This window comes from Shewanella woodyi ATCC 51908 (assembly GCF_000019525.1).
Classification (GTDB): Bacteria; Pseudomonadota; Gammaproteobacteria; order Enterobacterales; family Shewanellaceae; genus Shewanella; species Shewanella woodyi.
Genome location: NC_010506.1, coordinates 646,439 through 666,743, shown reverse-complemented (window position 1 = coordinate 666,743; position 20,305 = coordinate 646,439). Strand labels below are relative to the sequence as shown.

Sequence of the window (20,305 nt, the reverse complement as noted above, 5' to 3'; positions counted from 1 at the left end):
CTTATTATGACTTACTCTATTTCTACTTATTCCTCGTTAAACAATTGAATCACCCGACCTAATCAACATTATCTTCTGCATCCACTATCACATCTGAACTTTAGGAGTCATTGAGCTCATTTGACAGTTCATGTATCTGACCCAGACTTTAAGAGACTAGTTAGGAAAGTAGCATCTAATTTATTGCAAATAGATCGCTTACGAATTCAGAGTATCAACTCGGGAATATAGATATGGGTGTGTCAACAGCAACTCAAGATGCCATTGTCATCAATCTGGTTGGGCAACTAAAAGCCAAGGATGGGCAGGGCAATATACGAGAATTGGCAATTGGCGATTTGATTGAAGAGGGTGAGCAACTTATTTTCTCAGCCACCGCTCAGTTCAATCTACAGATGGCTGACGGTTCAATAATTAATGAACAAAATATCATACCGCCAGAACCAGAACAGGCGCTGCCAGATGATCTACAACAAGCACTAACAGCAGAGAGTGAAGTGTTTGGCATAGATGACGAGATCGCAGCGATACAGGCGCAGATATTAGCAGGTGATGATCCAACACTCGATCTTCCTGCCACCGCTGCAGGTGCTGGAACCGGAGGAAATGAAGGTGGTTCAGGCTTTATCACCTTAGGACGATCCGCTGATGAAACACTGGCGGACAGTGGTTATGACACCAACGGCTTTGCTGGAGCTCCTGCAACTGAGATTGACCCAACAGTTACTACTGACGACCCTACACTTCCTACTATCTCATCAAGCAGTGTGACTCTGGCGGAAGCCAATCTAGCAGCAGGTTCGGCGCCATTAGCTGATGCCCTCATACAGACAAATACAATCTCATTCACAACAGATAATGGAATTGAAAACCTCACCATTAACGGCAATGCTATTTTTGCTGCTGGGGTGTTCACTGGGCCCATCAGCTTCGCCTCCGCCAACGGGGTGTTAACCATCAGCGCGTTCGATCCATCGACCAATACATTAACCTACACCTATCAACTCAGTTCACCTTTAAACAACCTAACTACAGACACCATCACTGAAACCTTTGCTCTTGAACTAACCGATGAGTTAGGTAATTCAGCTAGCTCCACTATCAGTGTCAATATCCTTGACGACGCCCCAAGTGGAGAGAATGACGCAAACAATTTAGATGAAGACACAATCTCTGTAACCGGAAATGTCCTTAATAATGATACTCAAGGAGCCGATACAGCCACACTATCACTGATTGTAAACTCTGATGGAGTCTCTCAAACCCTTGGGCAAGAAACTGTTATTAGTGGCAGTTTTGGTGTGCTGCAGATCTCCGCAGATGGAAGTTACACTTATCTGCTCACAACAGATTCAGCTGATGTTCAGTCACTATCTCAAGGAGAGTTAGTGACGGACAGCTTCTCCTATCAACTGCTCGATGCCGATGGTGATATCGTCACATTAACCTTAAGTATCGATATTACAGGAACCAATGATGCTCCGATCATAACCACTACTTTCGGTGAGGCTAGCGGTGTAGTGATAGAATCGGGAAATGAAGATGATGGAACCATTATCCCAGGAGAACCAGTAGTTGGGGGCACACTTACCGCCACTGATATCGACAACGGCGCCCAGCTCAGTTGGAGCTTTACCCCGCAAACCAACAATTTTGGCTCCTTTAGCTTAGACTCAACCACTGGTGTGTGGAGCTACCAACTAGACAACACTTTGGCCGATAGCCTAGCCGAAGGGCAATCGGCACAAGAAAGCTTCTTAGTCACAATAACCGATGAGTTCGGCGCTACAGATACTCAACTAGTAACCATCACAGTTCAAGGTACTAATGACTCCCCCGTCATTACCTCCACTGATATTGACGCTTCTGGCACTGTTACCGAGGCTGGAAACGAAGATAGTGGAGCCATCACAGCAGGAGTAACGCAAACCAGTGGTTTGCTCACTGCCAGTGACATTGACGATGGAGCAATTCAGACCTGGAGTTTTGTGCCACAGAGTAACAATTTCGGTAGCTTTAATATCAACACCGCTACAGGTCAGTGGCGATACAACTTAGATAACGAATTAGCCGATAGCCTTGCCGAAGGCCAAACTGCCAGCGAAACCTTTCTCGTCACTGTGGTAGATGAGTTTGGCGCAACCGACACACAAATAGTGACAGTGACAGTTCAAGGAACCAATGATTCTCCCGTAATAACATCCACATCAGCAGATGCTATTGGCACTGTTATCGAGGCTGGGTCTGAAGACGATGGCACTCCTATCGCTGGTACAGCCCAGGTAAGTGGTACTCTCACCGTCAGTGATGTTGATTCTGGTGCAAGTCATATTTGGAGCTTTGATCCGCAAGCTAATGAATATGGAACTTTTGCAATCGACCCAGCCACAGGAGCCTGGACCTATAGTCTGGACAATGAATTAGCCGATAGTTTGGCTGAAAACCAACAAGTTCAGGAAACATTTCTAGTCACTGTGACCGATGAGTTTGGCGCAGTTGATACCCAACTTGTTACCGTCACAGTTCAAGGTACCAATGACTCTCCTGTTATCACATCTAGCCAAGCTGATGCTTCAGGAAGTGTCATAGAATCAGGTAATCTCGATGATGGAACTGTGGTAGACGGAGTAAGCGAAACAGGTGGAACCTTAACCGCTAGTGATGTTGATAGCGGCGCAACTCAAAGCTGGAGCTTCAGTGCACAAACCAATCTTTATGGCACATTTAGTTTAAATGCTGCAACTGGAGAGTGGACCTACATTCTTGATAACACCCTTGCCGACAGCTTATCCGAAGGGGAATTTGCTCAGGAAACATTTTTAGTCACAGTGACCGATGAATTTGGTGCCACCGACACTCAGCTGGTCACTGTATCGGTTCAAGGTACTAATGACTCACCTGTTATTACATCCAACCAAACCGAGGCTAGCGGTGAAGTCGTCGAAACCGGTAACCAAGACGATGGCAAAGTCATAGCTGGCACCACACAAATAAGTGGCGACCTTGGCGACATTGATATTGATAGCGGTACCATTGAAACTTGGAGCTTCGTTCCCCAAAGCAATGAGTATGGAACATTTACTTTAGATCCTGATACAGGAGGCTGGGTTTATGACTTAGATGAAAGTATCGCCGACACCCTTCCTGAGGGAGAGTCAGTTGAGGAGCAGTTCTTAGTCACAGTCGAGGATCAATTCGGTGCTGTCGATACGATCGTCGTGACAATAACAGTTCAAGGTACTAACGACTCACCAATCATATTTATCGGGGAAGGTGACAGCGCCAGTGGCACTGTGATTGAAGCCGGTAACCTCGATGATGGCACATTAGTGCCTGGTACAGCCTCTATTGCAGGCACCTTATCTGTCAGTGATGTTGACACCATAGTCACCGATAATCCAGTGTGGAGCTTTGCACCTCAAACGAATGCTTACGGTACTTTTAGTATCGATAGTGCTACCGGAGCTTGGCAGTATAATTTAAATAACAGCGCCGCTGACAATTTAGCTGAAGGCCAATCTGCCATAGAGACCTTCTTAGTCACGGTGACCGACGAGTTCGGAGCTACAGACACTCAAGTCATCACAATCACAGTCCAAGGTACCAACGATGCACCAGTTATCACCTCTGATACAGAATCAGCAACAGGAGCCGTACTCGAGGCTGGAGTGGTTGATGGTGGTAATGATATTGAGCCAGGCATTTTACAAACTAGCGGCACGGTAACAGCCAGCGACGTAGATCTTGGATCCAGCTTAAGCTGGGGCGGTAATGCACAGGGAGTTTATGGCAGTTTTACCATAGACCCCAATAGTGGTAGCTGGAACTACACCTTAAACAACAGTGCACTTGTCGACAGTTTAGCCTCTGGCGAGCAACACAATGAGATCTTCTTAGTCACAGTCACAGATGAATTTGGAGCCATAGCAACCCAAGAGATCACCATCACAGTAACTGGTAGCAATGATGTTCCGGTATTAACCCTTGATGATACTGGCGGGCTCACTAAAGATATTAGTGAGCCTAACTTAAGTGATAGTGGTTTACTCAGCTTTACCGATGTAGATAACGGTGATACTCATACTGTCACAGAGTCTTATAACGGCAACTTAGTTTGGAGTGCTGGCCAGATCTCAGATCATCTAACCAATGAAGAGATTAACAGTCTAATCGATGGTTTTAGCGTAAATAACAACGGCTGGGACTACACGGCTCTGAACTCCCTGTTTCAATTTTTAGGGGAGGGAGAAACCATCACCTTAAGCTTCGATGTCACAGTGACAGATAACAACGGAGCAAATGATACAGAAACCGTTAACATCACCATATTTGGTAACAATGACCTCCCTGTTCTTTCAGTCGAGCCTCTTGGTAGTGTTACCGAAGATTTTACCAGCCCAAACCTCAGCGACACAGGTTCACTCAGCTTTACAGACCCTAATGCCACAGACACTCACACAATTACTGAAATATACAATGGCGATATTCAATGGAGTGGTGGTCTCTTGGACGCTCAACTCTCAGAGGCTGAGATATCAACACTTATCGACGGTTTTAGCGTCGACAATGACAGCTGGGATTATAGTATCCCTAATGCATTAGTGCAGTTCTTAGCCGTCAACGAAACCATCACTCTCAGCTTCAATGTTACCGTCACAGATAGTCGTGGTGGCAGTGATACTGAACTCGTTACCATCACTATTAACGGCGCCAATGATATCCCTAGCATAGAGGGCACCAACAGTGGAGATGTTCAAGAAGATGTAGCCGTCGTTCCAACCAGCACACTAACAGCAAATGGTAGCGGTAGTTTTAATGATATTGATATCACAGATAGCCATACCATGAGCTCGCTACTGACAACCGCTGCAACTTGGTCAGGAGGCTTACTGTCCGATGAACTCACCGGCCAGCAGATTGATGATCTAAGTAGCGGCTTCTCAGCCCAGATAGATTCTCAACAAACCGATAGTTGGAGCTGGGATTATACGGTCAATAATGATCTGCTACAGTTTCTAGCACAAGGTCAGAACATTACAATGACCTTCACAGTCACGATAGATGACGGTAACGGTGGCACAAATGCTCAAGAGATTACCATTACCATCACAGGAACAAATGATGATCCTGTGATCTCTATAGAACAAGGTGACAGTGCAAGCGGCACAGTGATTGAAGCAGGTAACTTTGATGATGGCACCATTGTAGCAGGCACTGATACCGTCTCCGGCACCTTGTCTGTTAGCGATGTCGATAGCATCATCAGCGATAATCCTATCTGGAGTTTTGCCGCTCAAACTAACCTCTATGGTAATTTCAGCATCAATGCTGCCACAGGTGCGTGGGAGTATGAATTAGATAACAGCGCCGCCGACAGTCTCGCCGAAGGGCAATCTGCCATCGAGACCTTCCTCGTTACCGTCACCGATGAGTTCGGCGCTACCGATACGCAAATGGTGACCGTTACCGTACAAGGCACTAACGATTCACCTGTACTGTCAATTGAGCAAGGTGACAGTGCAAGTGGCACTGTGATTGAGGCAGGTAACCTTGATGATGGCACCGTTGTAGCTGGTACCGCCATGATTAACGGCACCTTATCTGTTAGCGATGTCGATAGTATTGTCACTAATAACCCTATCTGGAGCTTTGCCGCTCAAACTAACCTTTACGGCACCTTCAGCATCAATGCTGCCACAGGTGCGTGGGAGTATGAATTAGATAACAGCGCCGCCGACAGTCTCGCCGAAGGGCAATCTGCCATCGAGACCTTCCTCGTTACCGTCACCGATGAGTTCGGTGCTACCGATACGCAAATGGTGACCGTTACCGTGCAAGGCACTAACGATTCACCTGTACTGTCAATTGAACAAGGTGACAGTACAAGTGGCACTGTGGTTGAAGCCGGTAACCTTGATGATGGCACCATTGTAGCAGGCACTGATACCGTCTCCGGCACCCTATCTGTCAGCGATATCGATAGTATCATCACTAATAATCCTATCTGGAGCTTTGCCGCTCAAACTAACCTTTACGGCACCTTCAGCATCAATGCTGCCACAGGTGCGTGGGAGTATGAGTTAGACAACAGCGCCGCCGACAGTCTCGCCGAAGGGCAATCTGCCATCGAGACCTTCCTCGTTACCGTCACCGATGAGTTCGGCGCTACCGATACACAGGTGGTGACCGTTACCGTGCAAGGCACTAACGATTCACCTGTACTTTCAATTGAGCAAGGTGACAGCGCAAGTGGCACTGTCATTGAGGCGGGTAACCTCGATGACGGCAGCATTGTAGCGGGTACCGCCATTATTAACGGCACCCTCTCTGTTAGCGATATTGATACTATCGTCACCGATAACCCAGTGTGGAGCTTTACAGCCCAAACTAACCTCTATGGTAGTTTCAGCATCGATGCCGCCACGGGTGCATGGCAATATAATTTAGATAACAGCGCCGCCGACAGTCTCGCTGAAGGGCAAACGGCCCAAGAGACCTTCCTCGTCACCGTCACCGATGAGTTTGGCGCCACCGATACCCAACTGGTGACCGTTACCGTGCAGGGCACTAACGACTCACCAGTGCTGTCGATTGAGCAAGGTGACAGCGCAAGTGGCACTGTCATTGAGGCGGGTAACCTCGATGACGGCAGCATTGTAGCGGGTACCGCCATTATTAACGGCACCCTCTCTGTTAGCGATATTGATACTATCGTCACCGATAACCCCGTCTGGAGCTTTTCCGCTCAAACTAACCTCTATGGTAGTTTCAGCATCGATGCTGCCACCGGGGCATGGCAATATAATTTAGATAACAGCGCCGCCGACAGTTTAGCCGAAGGGCAAACGGCCCAAGAGAGTTTCTTGGTTACCGTCACCGATGAGTTTGGCGCCACCGATACGCAGGTAGTGACCATCACCGTGCAAGGCACTAACGACTCACCAGTACTGTCGATTGAGCAAGGTGACAGCGCAAGTGGCACTGTCATTGAAGCGGGTAATCTCGATGATGGCACCGTCGTCGCTGGTACCGCCATTATTAACGGCACCCTCTCTGTCAGCGATGTCGACACCATCGTCACCGATAACCCCGTCTGGAGCTTTGCTGCCCAAACTAACCTCTATGGTAGTTTCAGCATCGATGCGGCCACGGGTGCATGGCAATATAATTTAGATAACAGCGCCGCCGACAGTTTAGCCGAAGGGCAATCTGCCCAAGAGAGTTTCTTGGTCACCGTCACCGATGAGTTCGGCGCCACCGATACCCAACTGGTGACCGTTACCGTGCAGGGCACTAACGACTCACCAGTACTGTCGATTGAGCAAGGTGACAGCGCAAGTGGCACTGTCATTGAAGCGGGTAATCTCGATGACGGCACCGTCGTAGCAGGTACCGCCATTATTAACGGCACCCTCTCTGTTAGCGATGTCGACACCATAGTCACCGATAACCCTGTGTGGAGCTTTGCCACTCAAACTAACCTCTATGGTAGTTTCAGCATCGATTCCGCCACGGGTGCATGGCAATATAATTTAGACAACAGCGCCGCCGACAGTCTCGCTGAAGGGCAAACGGCCCAAGAGAGTTTCTTGGTTACCGTCACCGATGAGTTTGGCGCCACAGATACGCAGGTGGTGACCATCACCGTGCAAGGCACTAACGATTCACCAGTACTGTCAATTGAGCAAGGCGACAGCGCAAGTGGTACTGTCATTGAAGCGGGTAACCTTGATGATGGCACCGTCGTCGCTGGTACCGCCATTATTAACGGCACCCTCTCTGTCAGCGATATTGATACTATCGTCACCGATAACCCAGTCTGGAGCTTTGCAGCCCAAACTAACCTCTATGGTAGTTTCAGCATCGATGCGGCCACGGGTGCATGGCAATATAATTTAGATAACAGCGCCGCCGACAGTTTAGCCGAAGGGCAATCTGCCCAAGAGACTTTCCTCGTCACCGTCACCGATGAGTTCGGCGCTACCGATACCCAACTGGTGATCGTTACCGTGCAGGGCACTAACGATTCACCTGTATTAACAATCAATGATTTAACTGCAGAAGTAACTGAAGATGCCAGCGATCCTATGTTAACTGATAGCGGCGTACTCAGTTTCAGCGATGTTGATCTTACCGATACACACACAGTCAGTGAGGTGTATAACAACAATATTAACTGGACTGGCGGTGATATAACTTCAGTGCTTACAGCACAACAGATCACCGACCTTATAGATGGCTTCAGTGTTGACAATGATAGTTGGGACTACAATATAGCAAACTCATTGGTTCAATTCCTCGCCATAGGTGAAAGTATCACCCTTAGTTTCGATGTCACCGTTACTGATATTAACGGCGCCACAGATACTGAAACAGTAACAGTGACCATCAACGGCACAAATGATCCTCTTGAGGGAGACTTCCAAAAAGATATTTGGATGCCTGCCGCGTTAGAGGAGATAGTCGATCCATACACAGCAGGGTATCCACTGTTGCTAACAGCGCCAAGTGATGTCGATACAAACGATTCACTCACAATTACCGTCTCCATGATCCCAAGCGAAGGAGAAGTTGGCTACTACGATGGAAATAACATCTTTGTTCCCTTAACGGTCAATGACGTTATCACCACAGATATGCTGACAAACCTTGTCTACATGCCTAGTGGTAATATAACCGCAGCAAACGAATACACACTCAGTTTTACCATGCAATCAGGTAGCGAAGAGGTTATTACCACCTACAATATACACACCATTCCACCTACAAGTCTTCCTGGTCAGTCCGTTCAAATTGGTGATGGTTCATCCCCCTTAACTTCAGGGAATGACCAAGATGCACAACTAGTATTAAACAGTAATTTTGCTTCTAACATCACTAATAACCCAGATCTCGCTAGTTTGGTGCTCTTTACCGACTTCCAGAAAAGTCCCTTTGACACCCCTATTCCAGCCAACGAGATTGGAGGAACAGCCGGTACAGAAAGAGAAGATGAGGTATCTATCCGACTCACCATTAATGGCATAGTCTTTGTGGTGTTAGCCGCAGCAAATGGTGTAACGGATTGGTTTTATGACGTTGAAACAGGCCTAATGCGGGCTGAATTTGATTACTCAATAATTGTTCAAGAGAGCGATCCTAGTATCACCCTTATAGACTATATCAATAGCAACAACTATACCCCAGCAGGAGGTGATATCTGGACCATCACCTACCTTGATAATGACGGTGGTTCCTATCAAGCCAGATTCGTTCAAGCCAACTTTGTGTTCGACAGCCAAGGCGATCCAAGTCTGACTATCACGGGAACCGCAGGTGTCGATAACCTACTCTTTGGTGGAACCTCCCACGATACGCTTACTGGCGCCGAATTAAACGATCGTATCTTTGCACGAGAGGGAGATGATCTGCTTGATGGTGCTGATGGAGATGATGAGTTAGTGGGTGGCTCAGGTAATGACACTATCACAGGTGGTGCAGGTAATGACTACCTCAATGGTGGAGCAGATAATGATGTTCTAGATGGGGGAACTGGTAGTGATATCCTCATTGGAGGTATGGGTTCTGATACATTAGATGCAGGCTTAGACTCAGATAATGATACCTTTATCTGGCAAACTGGTGATGCAGATGCCAGTTCCGATATAGTGCAAAACTTTAACCTATCCCACGACATATTAGATCTATCGGAGGTTTTACTGGATGAGGAAAATAACTCACTTGAATCTTACTTTACATTTAACTTTGTCGGTGGCAGCACCATTATTACAGTAGATACTAATGGCGCCCTCGCAGGTGGAGATACTGTCACTATCACACTTGAAAATGTAGATCTGTCCCAAGAGTATGGTGACATAAATGAAACTGTCATTCTCGATGGATTACTTTTCGATGAAGCCATTGTTGTCGATCTCTTGCCCTAGATATTACAGTTAACTCTCTAGTCAATAAAAGTGGGCAAAGGTCCACTTTTTTATTTGCAAACTTACATTCACATCAATCCCCTCCAAAACAAACATTTAAGATAGATAAACATACAAAACAGCCCAATAACTAGCACAAAAGACTACTTTCGCAAGCTAAAGCAGCTCTTTTTATTGAATGAAAATTGACCGTTAATGGTGAAATCTGTATTATCAATACCCCTTTTCGATTTTGGAACCCGACTTTGACACTCACTTTCTGACCAGAAGACTAATGAGATAAAAATTTGTGAGATAAAAATTTGCTTACAGGGAGTAATCAAATGATGTTATACGTGACCACCCAACAGGGAAAAGTAATATTTGTAGACGGTAACACAGTTATCGACATCGATGGTGCCAAGAAGAAAATTGTTGCTAATGATTATTTTCATAGTGGTGCAAAAATCTATATTGAAGATAATACTCAATTCATTATCTCCTACGCAGATGGTTCTATTTACTCAAATAATCCCACGACTGATCCAGCTCAAGAACAGAGTAATTTAGCAAGCATTGATGAAATTCAATCGCTTCAGAATTTAATTGAATCGGGTGAAGACCCTACCCTTGAACTCCCAGAAACCACCGCTGGCGGCAGTGGTAATGAGGGAGGCTTCGATTTTACTTCATTAATCAGAACCGCAGATGAAACACTAGCGGCAAGTGGACATGACACTAAGGGGTTCCAATTTATATCAGCCCCTGTAGATGAAGACCCCTTATCTACTCTTGAAGAGCTACCAGCCCCCAGTTTAAGCTCCTCCTCACTCACCTTCTCAGAAAGCCAGCTCCCGCAGGGTTCAACCCCAACGAATAATGAATTAAATCAAGTGAGTAGCATCTTCTTCACGCCCCAAAGTGGGATCCTTAGCTTGTCTATAAATGGAGAAGTTATATTTGCTAATGGAGTATTCGAAGGGCCTCTAAACTTAGCCACAGCCTCAGGTTTATTAACCATTACTGGCTTAAATATTAATACTGGTTTAATAAGCTATAGCTACACGCTCAATTCAGCTTTTAATCATACCGAAACAGATATTCACACCGATATTTTTACCCTGTCTTTAGTCAATACCCAAGGAGAGACTGCTTCATCAAGGATCTCTATCAATCTTCTCGACGATAATCCTAGTGGGCAAAACGATCTTGAAGAGATCGATGAAGATACATCGCTAGTTGTAGGTGATGTACTTAATAACGACACCTTGGGGGCTGATTCTGCAAACATAACTCAAATAACAAACTCAACAGGAGAGTCCAACTCAGTATTTCAATCAACTGTGATCTCCGGTAGTTTCGGAACACTCACAATATCAGCAGATGGAAGCTACACCTATCAACTATCAACCGAATTGGACACAGTTCAATCTCTTACAGTTGGAGAGATAATCACAGAGATTTTTACCTACCAACTAACTGATAGTGATGGAGATAGTATCGAGCTTACGCTATCTATCAATATTAGAGGCACCAATGATGCCCCCATTATCACTCCCCCCGATGACAGAAACAGAGATGGCTATGATGCGGGAACAACCATTGAATCAGGAAATTTAGATGACGGCACTCCAGTTGCAGGCGTATCAATCGCAATAGGCACGCTAGAAGCTACAGATGTTGATAACCAAGCCTCATTGAACTGGAGCGGTAATACCTCTGGCCTCTACGGCACTTTTACAATCGATGCCACAACCGGCGAATGGGTCTATACCTTAGATAACAACTTAGCCGATAGCCTTATTGAAGGTCAGCTAATCGAAGAGAGCTTTATTGTTACTGTCACCGATGAATTCGATAAAAGTGATACCCATACCGTTATCATAACGATTAACGGAACCAATGATTCACCAGTAATTACATCCCAACTCGCCGACGCAACAGGCATGGTGCAGGAAGTTAACGATCCCAATGTCGCATCGGCTTCGGGTACATTAACAGCAACGGATGTTGATACAGGGGCTGTATTGCAGTGGAGCGGTAATGACACTTCGCCACTAGGAGATTTTACCATCGACCCAGATACGGGAACATGGACCTACACGTTAAATAACAGTGCGGCAGACTATTTAGCAGAAGGCGAGCAAGTCGTTGAAACTTTTCTTGTTACCGTCATTGATGAGTTCGATGCTATCGATACTCAAATTGTAACGATCACTATTACGGGTACAAACGACGCTCCTGTCATCACACCAGCAGTTGATAGCCCAGGTGATGGATACGATACTGGCACCGCCACTGAAGCAGGAAATTTAGACGATGGCACTCCTGTTGCCGGCGTATCAACAGCCACTGGCACACTAGAAGCTACAGATGTTGATAACCAAGCTTCATTGAGCTGGAGCGGTAATACCTCTGGCGCCTTTGGTGCTTTTACTATCGATACCATAACCGGAGAGTGGGTCTATACCTTAGATAATAACTTAGCCGATAGCCTTATTGAAGGTCAGGTAGTCGAAGAGAGCTTTATTGTGACTGTCACCGATGAGTTCGGTGAAAGTGATACCCATACAGTTACTATAACGATTAACGGAACCAATGATTCCCCAATAATCACCTCCACCGCTGAAGACGCATCCGGAGATGTACTCGAAGCCGGTGTTCAAGATGGTGGAAATACTCCTGAACCCGGAACATTACAAACTGCCGGCATATTAACCGCTCACGATGTGGATCAAGGTGCAATATTAACTTGGTACGGAAACGCCGCAGGCACCTATGGAAATTTATCTATCGATCCCAATACTGGCTCCTGGACTTACCTATTAAACGATAACGATTTGGTAGATAGTTTAGCCTCCGGTGAGCAACATGAAGAGATTTTTCTAGTCACAGTTATCGATGAGTTCGGGGCGATTGCGACTCAAGAGGTCACAGTCTTAGTCACAGGAACTAACGATTTACCAATACTAAATCTTGATGATAGCGGTGGTGTAACCAGAAACGCCACTACTCCCAACTTAAACGACACTGGAATACTCAGTTTTTCTGATGTTGATACTGGCGACACTCATACCATCAGTGAGTCCTATTTAAACAATATCAACTGGAGTGGTGGTCTAATATCCGATCAACTATCAGCGGCTCAGATCACTAGCTTGATCGATGGTTTTAGTGTCGACATTAATGGCTGGGACTACACAATACTCAACACATTAGTTCAGTTTTTGGCAGAAGATGAAACCATCACTCTAAGCTTCAACGTCACAGTCACTGACAATAATGGAGCCTATGACACTGAAACTGTCAATATCGCAATTTATGGCACCAATGATGATCCAGTTCTTATCGTGACTCCCTTAGGTAGCGTTACTGAAGACGCCAGTAACCCAATGTTGAATGATAGCGGAACCTTAAGCTACACCGACGGTAATGCTACTGATACTCATACAGTAACAGAGATATACAACAGTGATATTAACTGGAATGGAGGAGCCTTAGAAAGCCAACTATCGACTGCAGAGATAGCAAGTTTAATCGATGGTTTCAATGTAAATAATAGTGGCTGGATCTATAGTATTCCCAACGCATTGGTGCAGTTTCTCGCCCTTGGTGAAACCATTACTTTAAGCTTTAATATCATCGTTACAGATAATCGTGGTGGGAGTGATACCGAACTGGTCACCATTACTATCAATGGCACCAACGATAACCCCGTGCTTACGACCGATACTACAGGTAGCGTCACCGAAGATCTCAACGTGATCAATTTGCTGTTAAGCGACAGTGGCAATTTAAGCTTCACCGATGTAGATGTGACCGACACTCACACTGTCAGTCAAACACTAACAGGTCCTGTGCTCTGGAGTGATGGCAGCTTAAGTCAAGCACAAATCGATGCTTTTGTGGCGGGATTTAGCGTCGATAATAGCGGTTGGGGTTACAGCATTGACAACTCATTAGTGCAGTTTTTAGCTGCCTCAGAAACCATTACACTGAGCTTTACCGTTACAGTAAATGACGGTAATGGCGGCACCGACTCCGAGCTAGTAACCATCACCATTAATGGCACCAATGATGAGCCAGTGCTCACCGTCGATATTAGCGGCAGTGTCACTGAAGATAACAGCAGCCCTAACCTCACCGATAGTGGTGCACTCAGCTTCACCGATGTGGATGTCAACAACACCCACAGCACCAGTGAGGTGTACAACAGCGATATCAGTTGGAGTCATGGCACCTTAAGCGATGAGCTCAGTGCCCTTGAGATCCAAAGCCTTATCGATGGCTTCAGTGTCGATAGTAACGGCTGGGACTACAGTATCCTTAACTCATTAGTGCAATTTCTCGCCCTTGGTGAAACCATCACCCTGAGTTTTGATGTCACCGTTACTGACAATGATGGTGGTAGCGACACGCAAACCCTTAGCCTCACCATTAACGGCACCAATGATGAGCCCGTGCTCACCGTCGATATTAGCGGCAGTGTCACCGAAGATGACAGCAGCCCTAACCTCACCGACAGTGGCACACTCAGCTTCACCGATGTGGATGTCAACAACACCCACAGCACCAGTGAGGTGTACAACAGCGATATCAGCTGGAGTCATGGGCTACTAAGCGATGAGCTCAGTGCCCTTGAGATCCAAAGCCTTATCGATGGTTTCACTGTCGACAGCGACAGCTGGGACTACAGCATCCTTAACTCATTAGTGCAGTTTCTCGCCCTTGGTGAAACCATCGCCCTGAGTTTTGATGTCACCGTTACTGACAATGATGGTGGTAGCGACACGCAAACCGTCAGCCTCACCATTAACGGCACCAATGATGAGCCCGTGCTGACCGTCGATATTAGCGGCAGTGTCACCGAAGATGACAGCAGCCCTAACCTCACAGACAGTGGCACACTCAGCTTCACCGATGTGGATGTCAACAACACCCACAGCACCAGTGAGGTGTACAACAGCGATATCAGTTGGAGTCATGGCACCTTAAGCGATGAGCTCAGTGCCCTTGAGATCCAAAGCCTTATCGATGGTTTCACTGTCGACAGCGACAGCTGGGACTACAGCATCCTTAACTCATTAGTGCAGTTTCTCGCCCTTGGTGAAACCATCACCCTGAGTTTTGATGTCACCGTTACTGACAATGATGGCGGTAGTGACACGCAAACCGTTAGCCTCACCATTAACGGCACCAATGATGAGCCCGTGCTCACCGTCGATATTAGCGGCAGTGTCACTGAAGATAACAGCAGCCCTAACCTCACCGACAGCGGCGTACTCAGCTTCACTGATGTGGACGTCAACAACACCCACAGCACCAGTGAAGTGTACAACAGCGATATCAGTTGGAGTCATGGGCTACTAAGCGATGAGCTCAGTGTCCTTGAGATCCAAAGCCTTATCTATGGTTTCACTGTCGATAGCGACAGCTGGGACTACAGCATCCTTAACTCATTAGTGCAGTTTCTCGCCCTTGGCGAAACCATCACCCTGAGTTTTGATGTCACCGTTACTGACAATGATGGTGGTAGTGACACGCAAACCGTCAGCCTCACCATTAACGGCACCAATGATGAGCCAGTGCTCACCGTCGATACCAGCGGCAGTGTCACCGAAGATGACAGCAGCCCTAACCTCACCGACAGCGGTGCACTCAACTTCACCGATCTGGACGTCAATAACACCCACAGCACCAGTGAGGTGTACAACAGCGATATCAGTTGGAGTCATGGCACCTTAAGCAATGAGCTCAGTGCCCTTGAGATCCAAAGCCTTATCGATGGTTTCACTGTCGACAGCGACGGCTGGGACTACAGTATCCTTAACTCATTAGTGCAGTTTCTCGCCCTTGGCGAAACCATCACCCTGAGTTTTGATGTCACCGTTACTGACAATGATGGTGGTAGCGACACGCAAACCCTTAGCCTCACCATTAACGGCACCAATGATGAGCCCGTGCTCACCGTCGATATTAGCGGCAGTGTCACCGAAGATGACAGCAGCCCTAACCTCACCGACAGTGGCACACTCAGCTTCACCGATGTGGATGTCAACAACACCCACAGCACCAGTGAGGTGTACAACAGCGATATCAGCTGGAGTCATGGGCTACTAAGCGATGAGCTCAGTGCCCTTGAGATCCAAAGCCTTATCGATGGTTTCACTGTCGACAGCGACAGCTGGGACTACAGCATCCTTAACTCATTAGTGCAGTTTCTCGCCCTTGGCGAAACCATCACTCTGAGTTTTGATGTCACCGTTACTGACAATGATGGTGGTAGCGACACGCAAACCGTTAGCCTCACCATTAACGGCACCAATGATGAGCCAGTGCTCACCGTTGATATTAGCGGCAGTGTCACCGAAGATGACTGCAGCCCTAACCTCACCGACAGCGGCGCACTCAGCTTCACCGATGTGGACGTCAATAACACCCACAGCACCAGTGAGGTGTACAACAGCGATATAAGTTGGAGTCATGGCACTTTAAGCGATGAGCTCAGTGTCCTTGAGATCCAAAGCCTTATCGATGGTTTCACTGTCGATAGCGACAGCTGGGACTACAGTATCCTTAACTCATTAGTGCAGTTTCTCGCCCTTGGTGAAACCATCACCCTGAGTTTTGATGTCACCGTTACTGACAATGATGGCGGTAGCGACACGCAAACCGTCAGCCTCACCATTAACGGCACCAATGATGAGCCCGTACTCACCATCGATACCAGCGGCAGTGTCACTGAAGATCTTAATGTCGTGAATTTACAACTTACTGATAGTGGTAATTTAAGTATCTTCGATGTTGATGTTAACGATACTCACACTGTCAGCCATGCTCTTTCCGGTACCGTAACTTGGAGTGATGGCACTTTAACACAGGGGCAGATTGATGATTTAGTTGCAGGCTTTACTAGCGATGGTAATAGCTGGGACTACTCCATCAACAACTCATTAGTGCAGTTTCTAGATGTTAACGAGGCTATCACATTAAGTTTTCTCGTCACTGTCGATGATGGTCATGGCGGCTCAGATTCAGAGCTAGTCACCATCACGATACACGGTGCAAAAGATCTACCAGAAGTGGTTAGCATTAGCCCAATAATATTGTCAGAAGAGGGGCTCAATAACGGCATTATTGATAATATAGGCGACCCGAGCGATACCACAAATGCAACAGTCAATAGTGGAATCTTGAGTTTTACCGATCTCGATAGTGAGCTATTTACTCTTAACTTAACTGGTCCTAGCGGTTTAACCTCAGGTGGTGAGACTGTTAATTGGACATGGTCAGTTGGCACTCAAACTCTCACAGGTTCGACTAGCTCAGGTGTCGTCATGACCATTGCTCTGGGTGCTATAACTAACAGCGGTATCAATTTCAGCCTTGATTATACTGTTAGCTTATTCGCGCCACTGGATCATCCTGTTAATGACACAGAGGATATCATCTCTCTTGATTTCGGCGTCACGATTAATGATGGTAGCGGAGACACTGCGACAGTACTAACGGTGACGATAGAGGATGATGCTCCTCTGGATGAAGTCGATGAAGCAGCTAACCCTAATCTCACTCAAATAGTGAATCAATTTATTACTGGCGACCTTTTCGATCCTGGCGCTGATGGCTTTGGCGATATTAGTTTTGACGTTATCACCCCAGGACTACATTCAAATGGCTTTGAACTGATCTACACCATGAATGGAGATACCTTAACCGCCACAGCTAACGGCGTCGAGGTATTTACCCTTCAAGCCATCCTTGATGCAAATGGTCACTATGATTACAAGTTAACCCTACTACAGCAGATAGACGTCGAATCACTTATCGATTTTGATCTGGCCAACTCACCTGCTGGTAACAACCCTATCTACTATATTGATTCAGACGGCAGTATATACGCCCAAGACAATCAGGCTGCTAATCCTATCGCAACAATAACGGGTACAGTAAATGGTGGAGCTTCAAACCTTAACTCTAATAGTTCAGGTCTTGGGGTAGGGCCTCAAGCCTCAATCGGAACTGGTGAGGTAATAACGATTGACTATGGTGCTGCAGGAACTGGGCTGACCTCTATTAGTCTAGGGACAGGGAATAATGGAAATCACACGGGAACAACAGCAATACAATATATTGTCACTTACTCAGGCAACACAACCAAAGTCGTCAATACCACGATTAACGGCACATTAACCATTGAAGAGTTAGCACCAAATGGTTTGTCTATCAGCTCTGTCGATATTGCTTATATCAGTGGAGAAGCTTTCCAGATAATAGGACTCGCTTCAACAGGAATCATCACAGATCAACCTATCGACATTGAGTTTGCCTATGGCGCTACAGATAACGATGGTGATGCAGTCACCTTTACCGATACCAATAACGGCCACTTTACCGTCACACTGATCCCAGAAAACTACGTTCCAAACGCATTAAACAACACCTACAACGTTGATCAAGGTCATAGTGTTACTGGCAACATCATCGAGGATGATACTGGAAATGGAAGAGACAGGGATGCTGATGGGGACACATTAACTGTTACTCATATTAATGGAGATGCACTTGTCTTTGATAATAATGGCAATGCACATATCGCTATTTCAGGGGGAATGCTATCTATTAAAGCCGATGGAAGTTACATCTTTACTCACAATGGGAGCGCCAATCTCTCTAATGGTTTTTCCTATACCGTCAATGACGGCAATGGTGACACTGATACAGCCGACGTAGAGATATTGGTTTTTGCCCATCAGACACTAAATCCTGGGGATGATAGCCTGAATATTACTGGTGATACTCAGGATCTAGTCATAGGTGACACGACAGGAATTATTCCAGGACAAAATTACAACATAGCCTTCATTATTGATACCTCAGGTAGTATGGGATCAACAGCAGTTAATACTGCTGAGCAGCAGTTACTTACTGTTTACTCACAACTGCTCTCCTATGCAGAGCAGAACAATTCAGGAGTCATAAATACACTATTGGTCGATTTCGATACCGATGCTAGCCTGCTCATCTCAATCAACCTTACAGATCCAAATGCGTTGCAATTACTAAGCAACGCACTTGCAACCATGACAAGTGGTGGTGCTACAAATTACTACGATGCATTTTCGACTGCGTATGATTGGTTTCAAAATGGAGTACCTACAACGAACAACGGTAACAATATCACCTATTTTATTACCGACGGACAACCCACTACCGATAATGGCCATCCAGGCAACTACTATCAAAATGCACTAAATGCATTTGCATTGCTAAATACGCTCTCGACAGTTCAAGCTATCGGCCTAGGTGGTGATATCGATACTAATGTACTAGTCAATTTCGATACGGATGGCAATATTCTCAATAATGTTGACGTCAATGATTTAGCAGACAGCATTCTTGCGACGAATCTACTCCCGGGTAGTGATGCCGTGGATGCAGGAGCTGGAGATGATATTTTATTTGGCGATCTTGTTGAATTTACTGGAATTGATGGCCAAGGGTATGAAGCCCTAAGAGAGTACGTTGCCAATAATACTCTACTAAATATCAGTGACATTACTGCCAGTGATGTACACCAATATGTGTCCGAACATACCAGTGAGTTTGATATCTCACGCAGCGACGATAGTGGCGATACATTAATTGGAGGCGAAAGTAATGACATATTGCTTGGTCAAGGGGGAGATGATCAGCTCATCGGAGGTGTTGGTAGTGACACTATTATCGGTGGTATAGGCAATGACATGCTCGATGTCGGTCAAGATAATGACATTGATATACTTATCTGGGGACCGATTTCAGATAATAACGCTCATGACATAGTTAAAAATTTCGATTTTTTTCATGAAGATAAGTTAGATATTTCAGATCTTCTTGTGAACGAACAAACAGGCAACCTCGAAGATTTCCTCTCATTTAATTTTGTAGCAGGCGATACTATTATCACTTTAGACACTAACGGATCAGCATCAGGTGGTGACGTTATGACTATTACCTTAGAAGGAGTAAATTTATTCACCGAATATGGCGTTATTCCAGATGGCGTCTATGATAATAATGATTACGCAACGATTATTGCAGGCCTTTTAGATAACGAAGCTCTAGTGGTAGATTTTATTTAACCTAATGATTTATAAAATAAATAACAAACTTATTCTATAAGTATTTTTGTTTTTATCTTTTTTAGGCCTCTTACCAAAATCTCTTGGTAAGAGGTCTTCACACCCGAGCATCACACCTGCAACAAACAAACCCTCACAAAACAAACGCAAGGCTAACGTCAGACCTATAATTAGTTGTATACACTAACAGGTTAGTTTAAATTGGCATTTAGATCTTAATTTTAAGACTACTTCAGCACATACGGCGTCAATAAATTGACTTAAGTAGGTGTTGTAGGT

2 protein-coding genes are annotated in these 20,305 nt (G+C 45.9%); both read left to right on the top strand.

The genetic code is table 11. The annotated features are described in order from the left end of the window. Positions 1-233: 233 nt before the first annotated feature. Complete coding sequence (locus SWOO_RS25395) at positions 234-9,923, top strand: beta strand repeat-containing protein (RefSeq protein ID WP_012323126.1); 9,690 nt, start codon at positions 234-236, stop codon at positions 9,921-9,923. Between the two features lie 323 nt (positions 9,924-10,246). After that, positions 10,247-20,026, top strand: coding sequence for a VCBS domain-containing protein (locus tag SWOO_RS02480; RefSeq protein ID WP_012323125.1), 9,780 nt, complete (start codon positions 10,247-10,249; stop codon positions 20,024-20,026). Positions 20,027-20,305: the final 279 nt, after the last annotated feature.

What these genes read in the sequence shown, in the direction of transcription:
- SWOO_RS02480 (WP_012323125.1), top strand. Translation starts at nt 10,247, where the DNA reads ATGATGTTATACGTGACCACCCAACAGGGAAAAGTAATATTTGTAGAC.
- SWOO_RS25395 (WP_012323126.1), top strand. Translation starts at nt 234, where the DNA reads ATGGGTGTGTCAACAGCAACTCAAGATGCCATTGTCATCAATCTGGTT.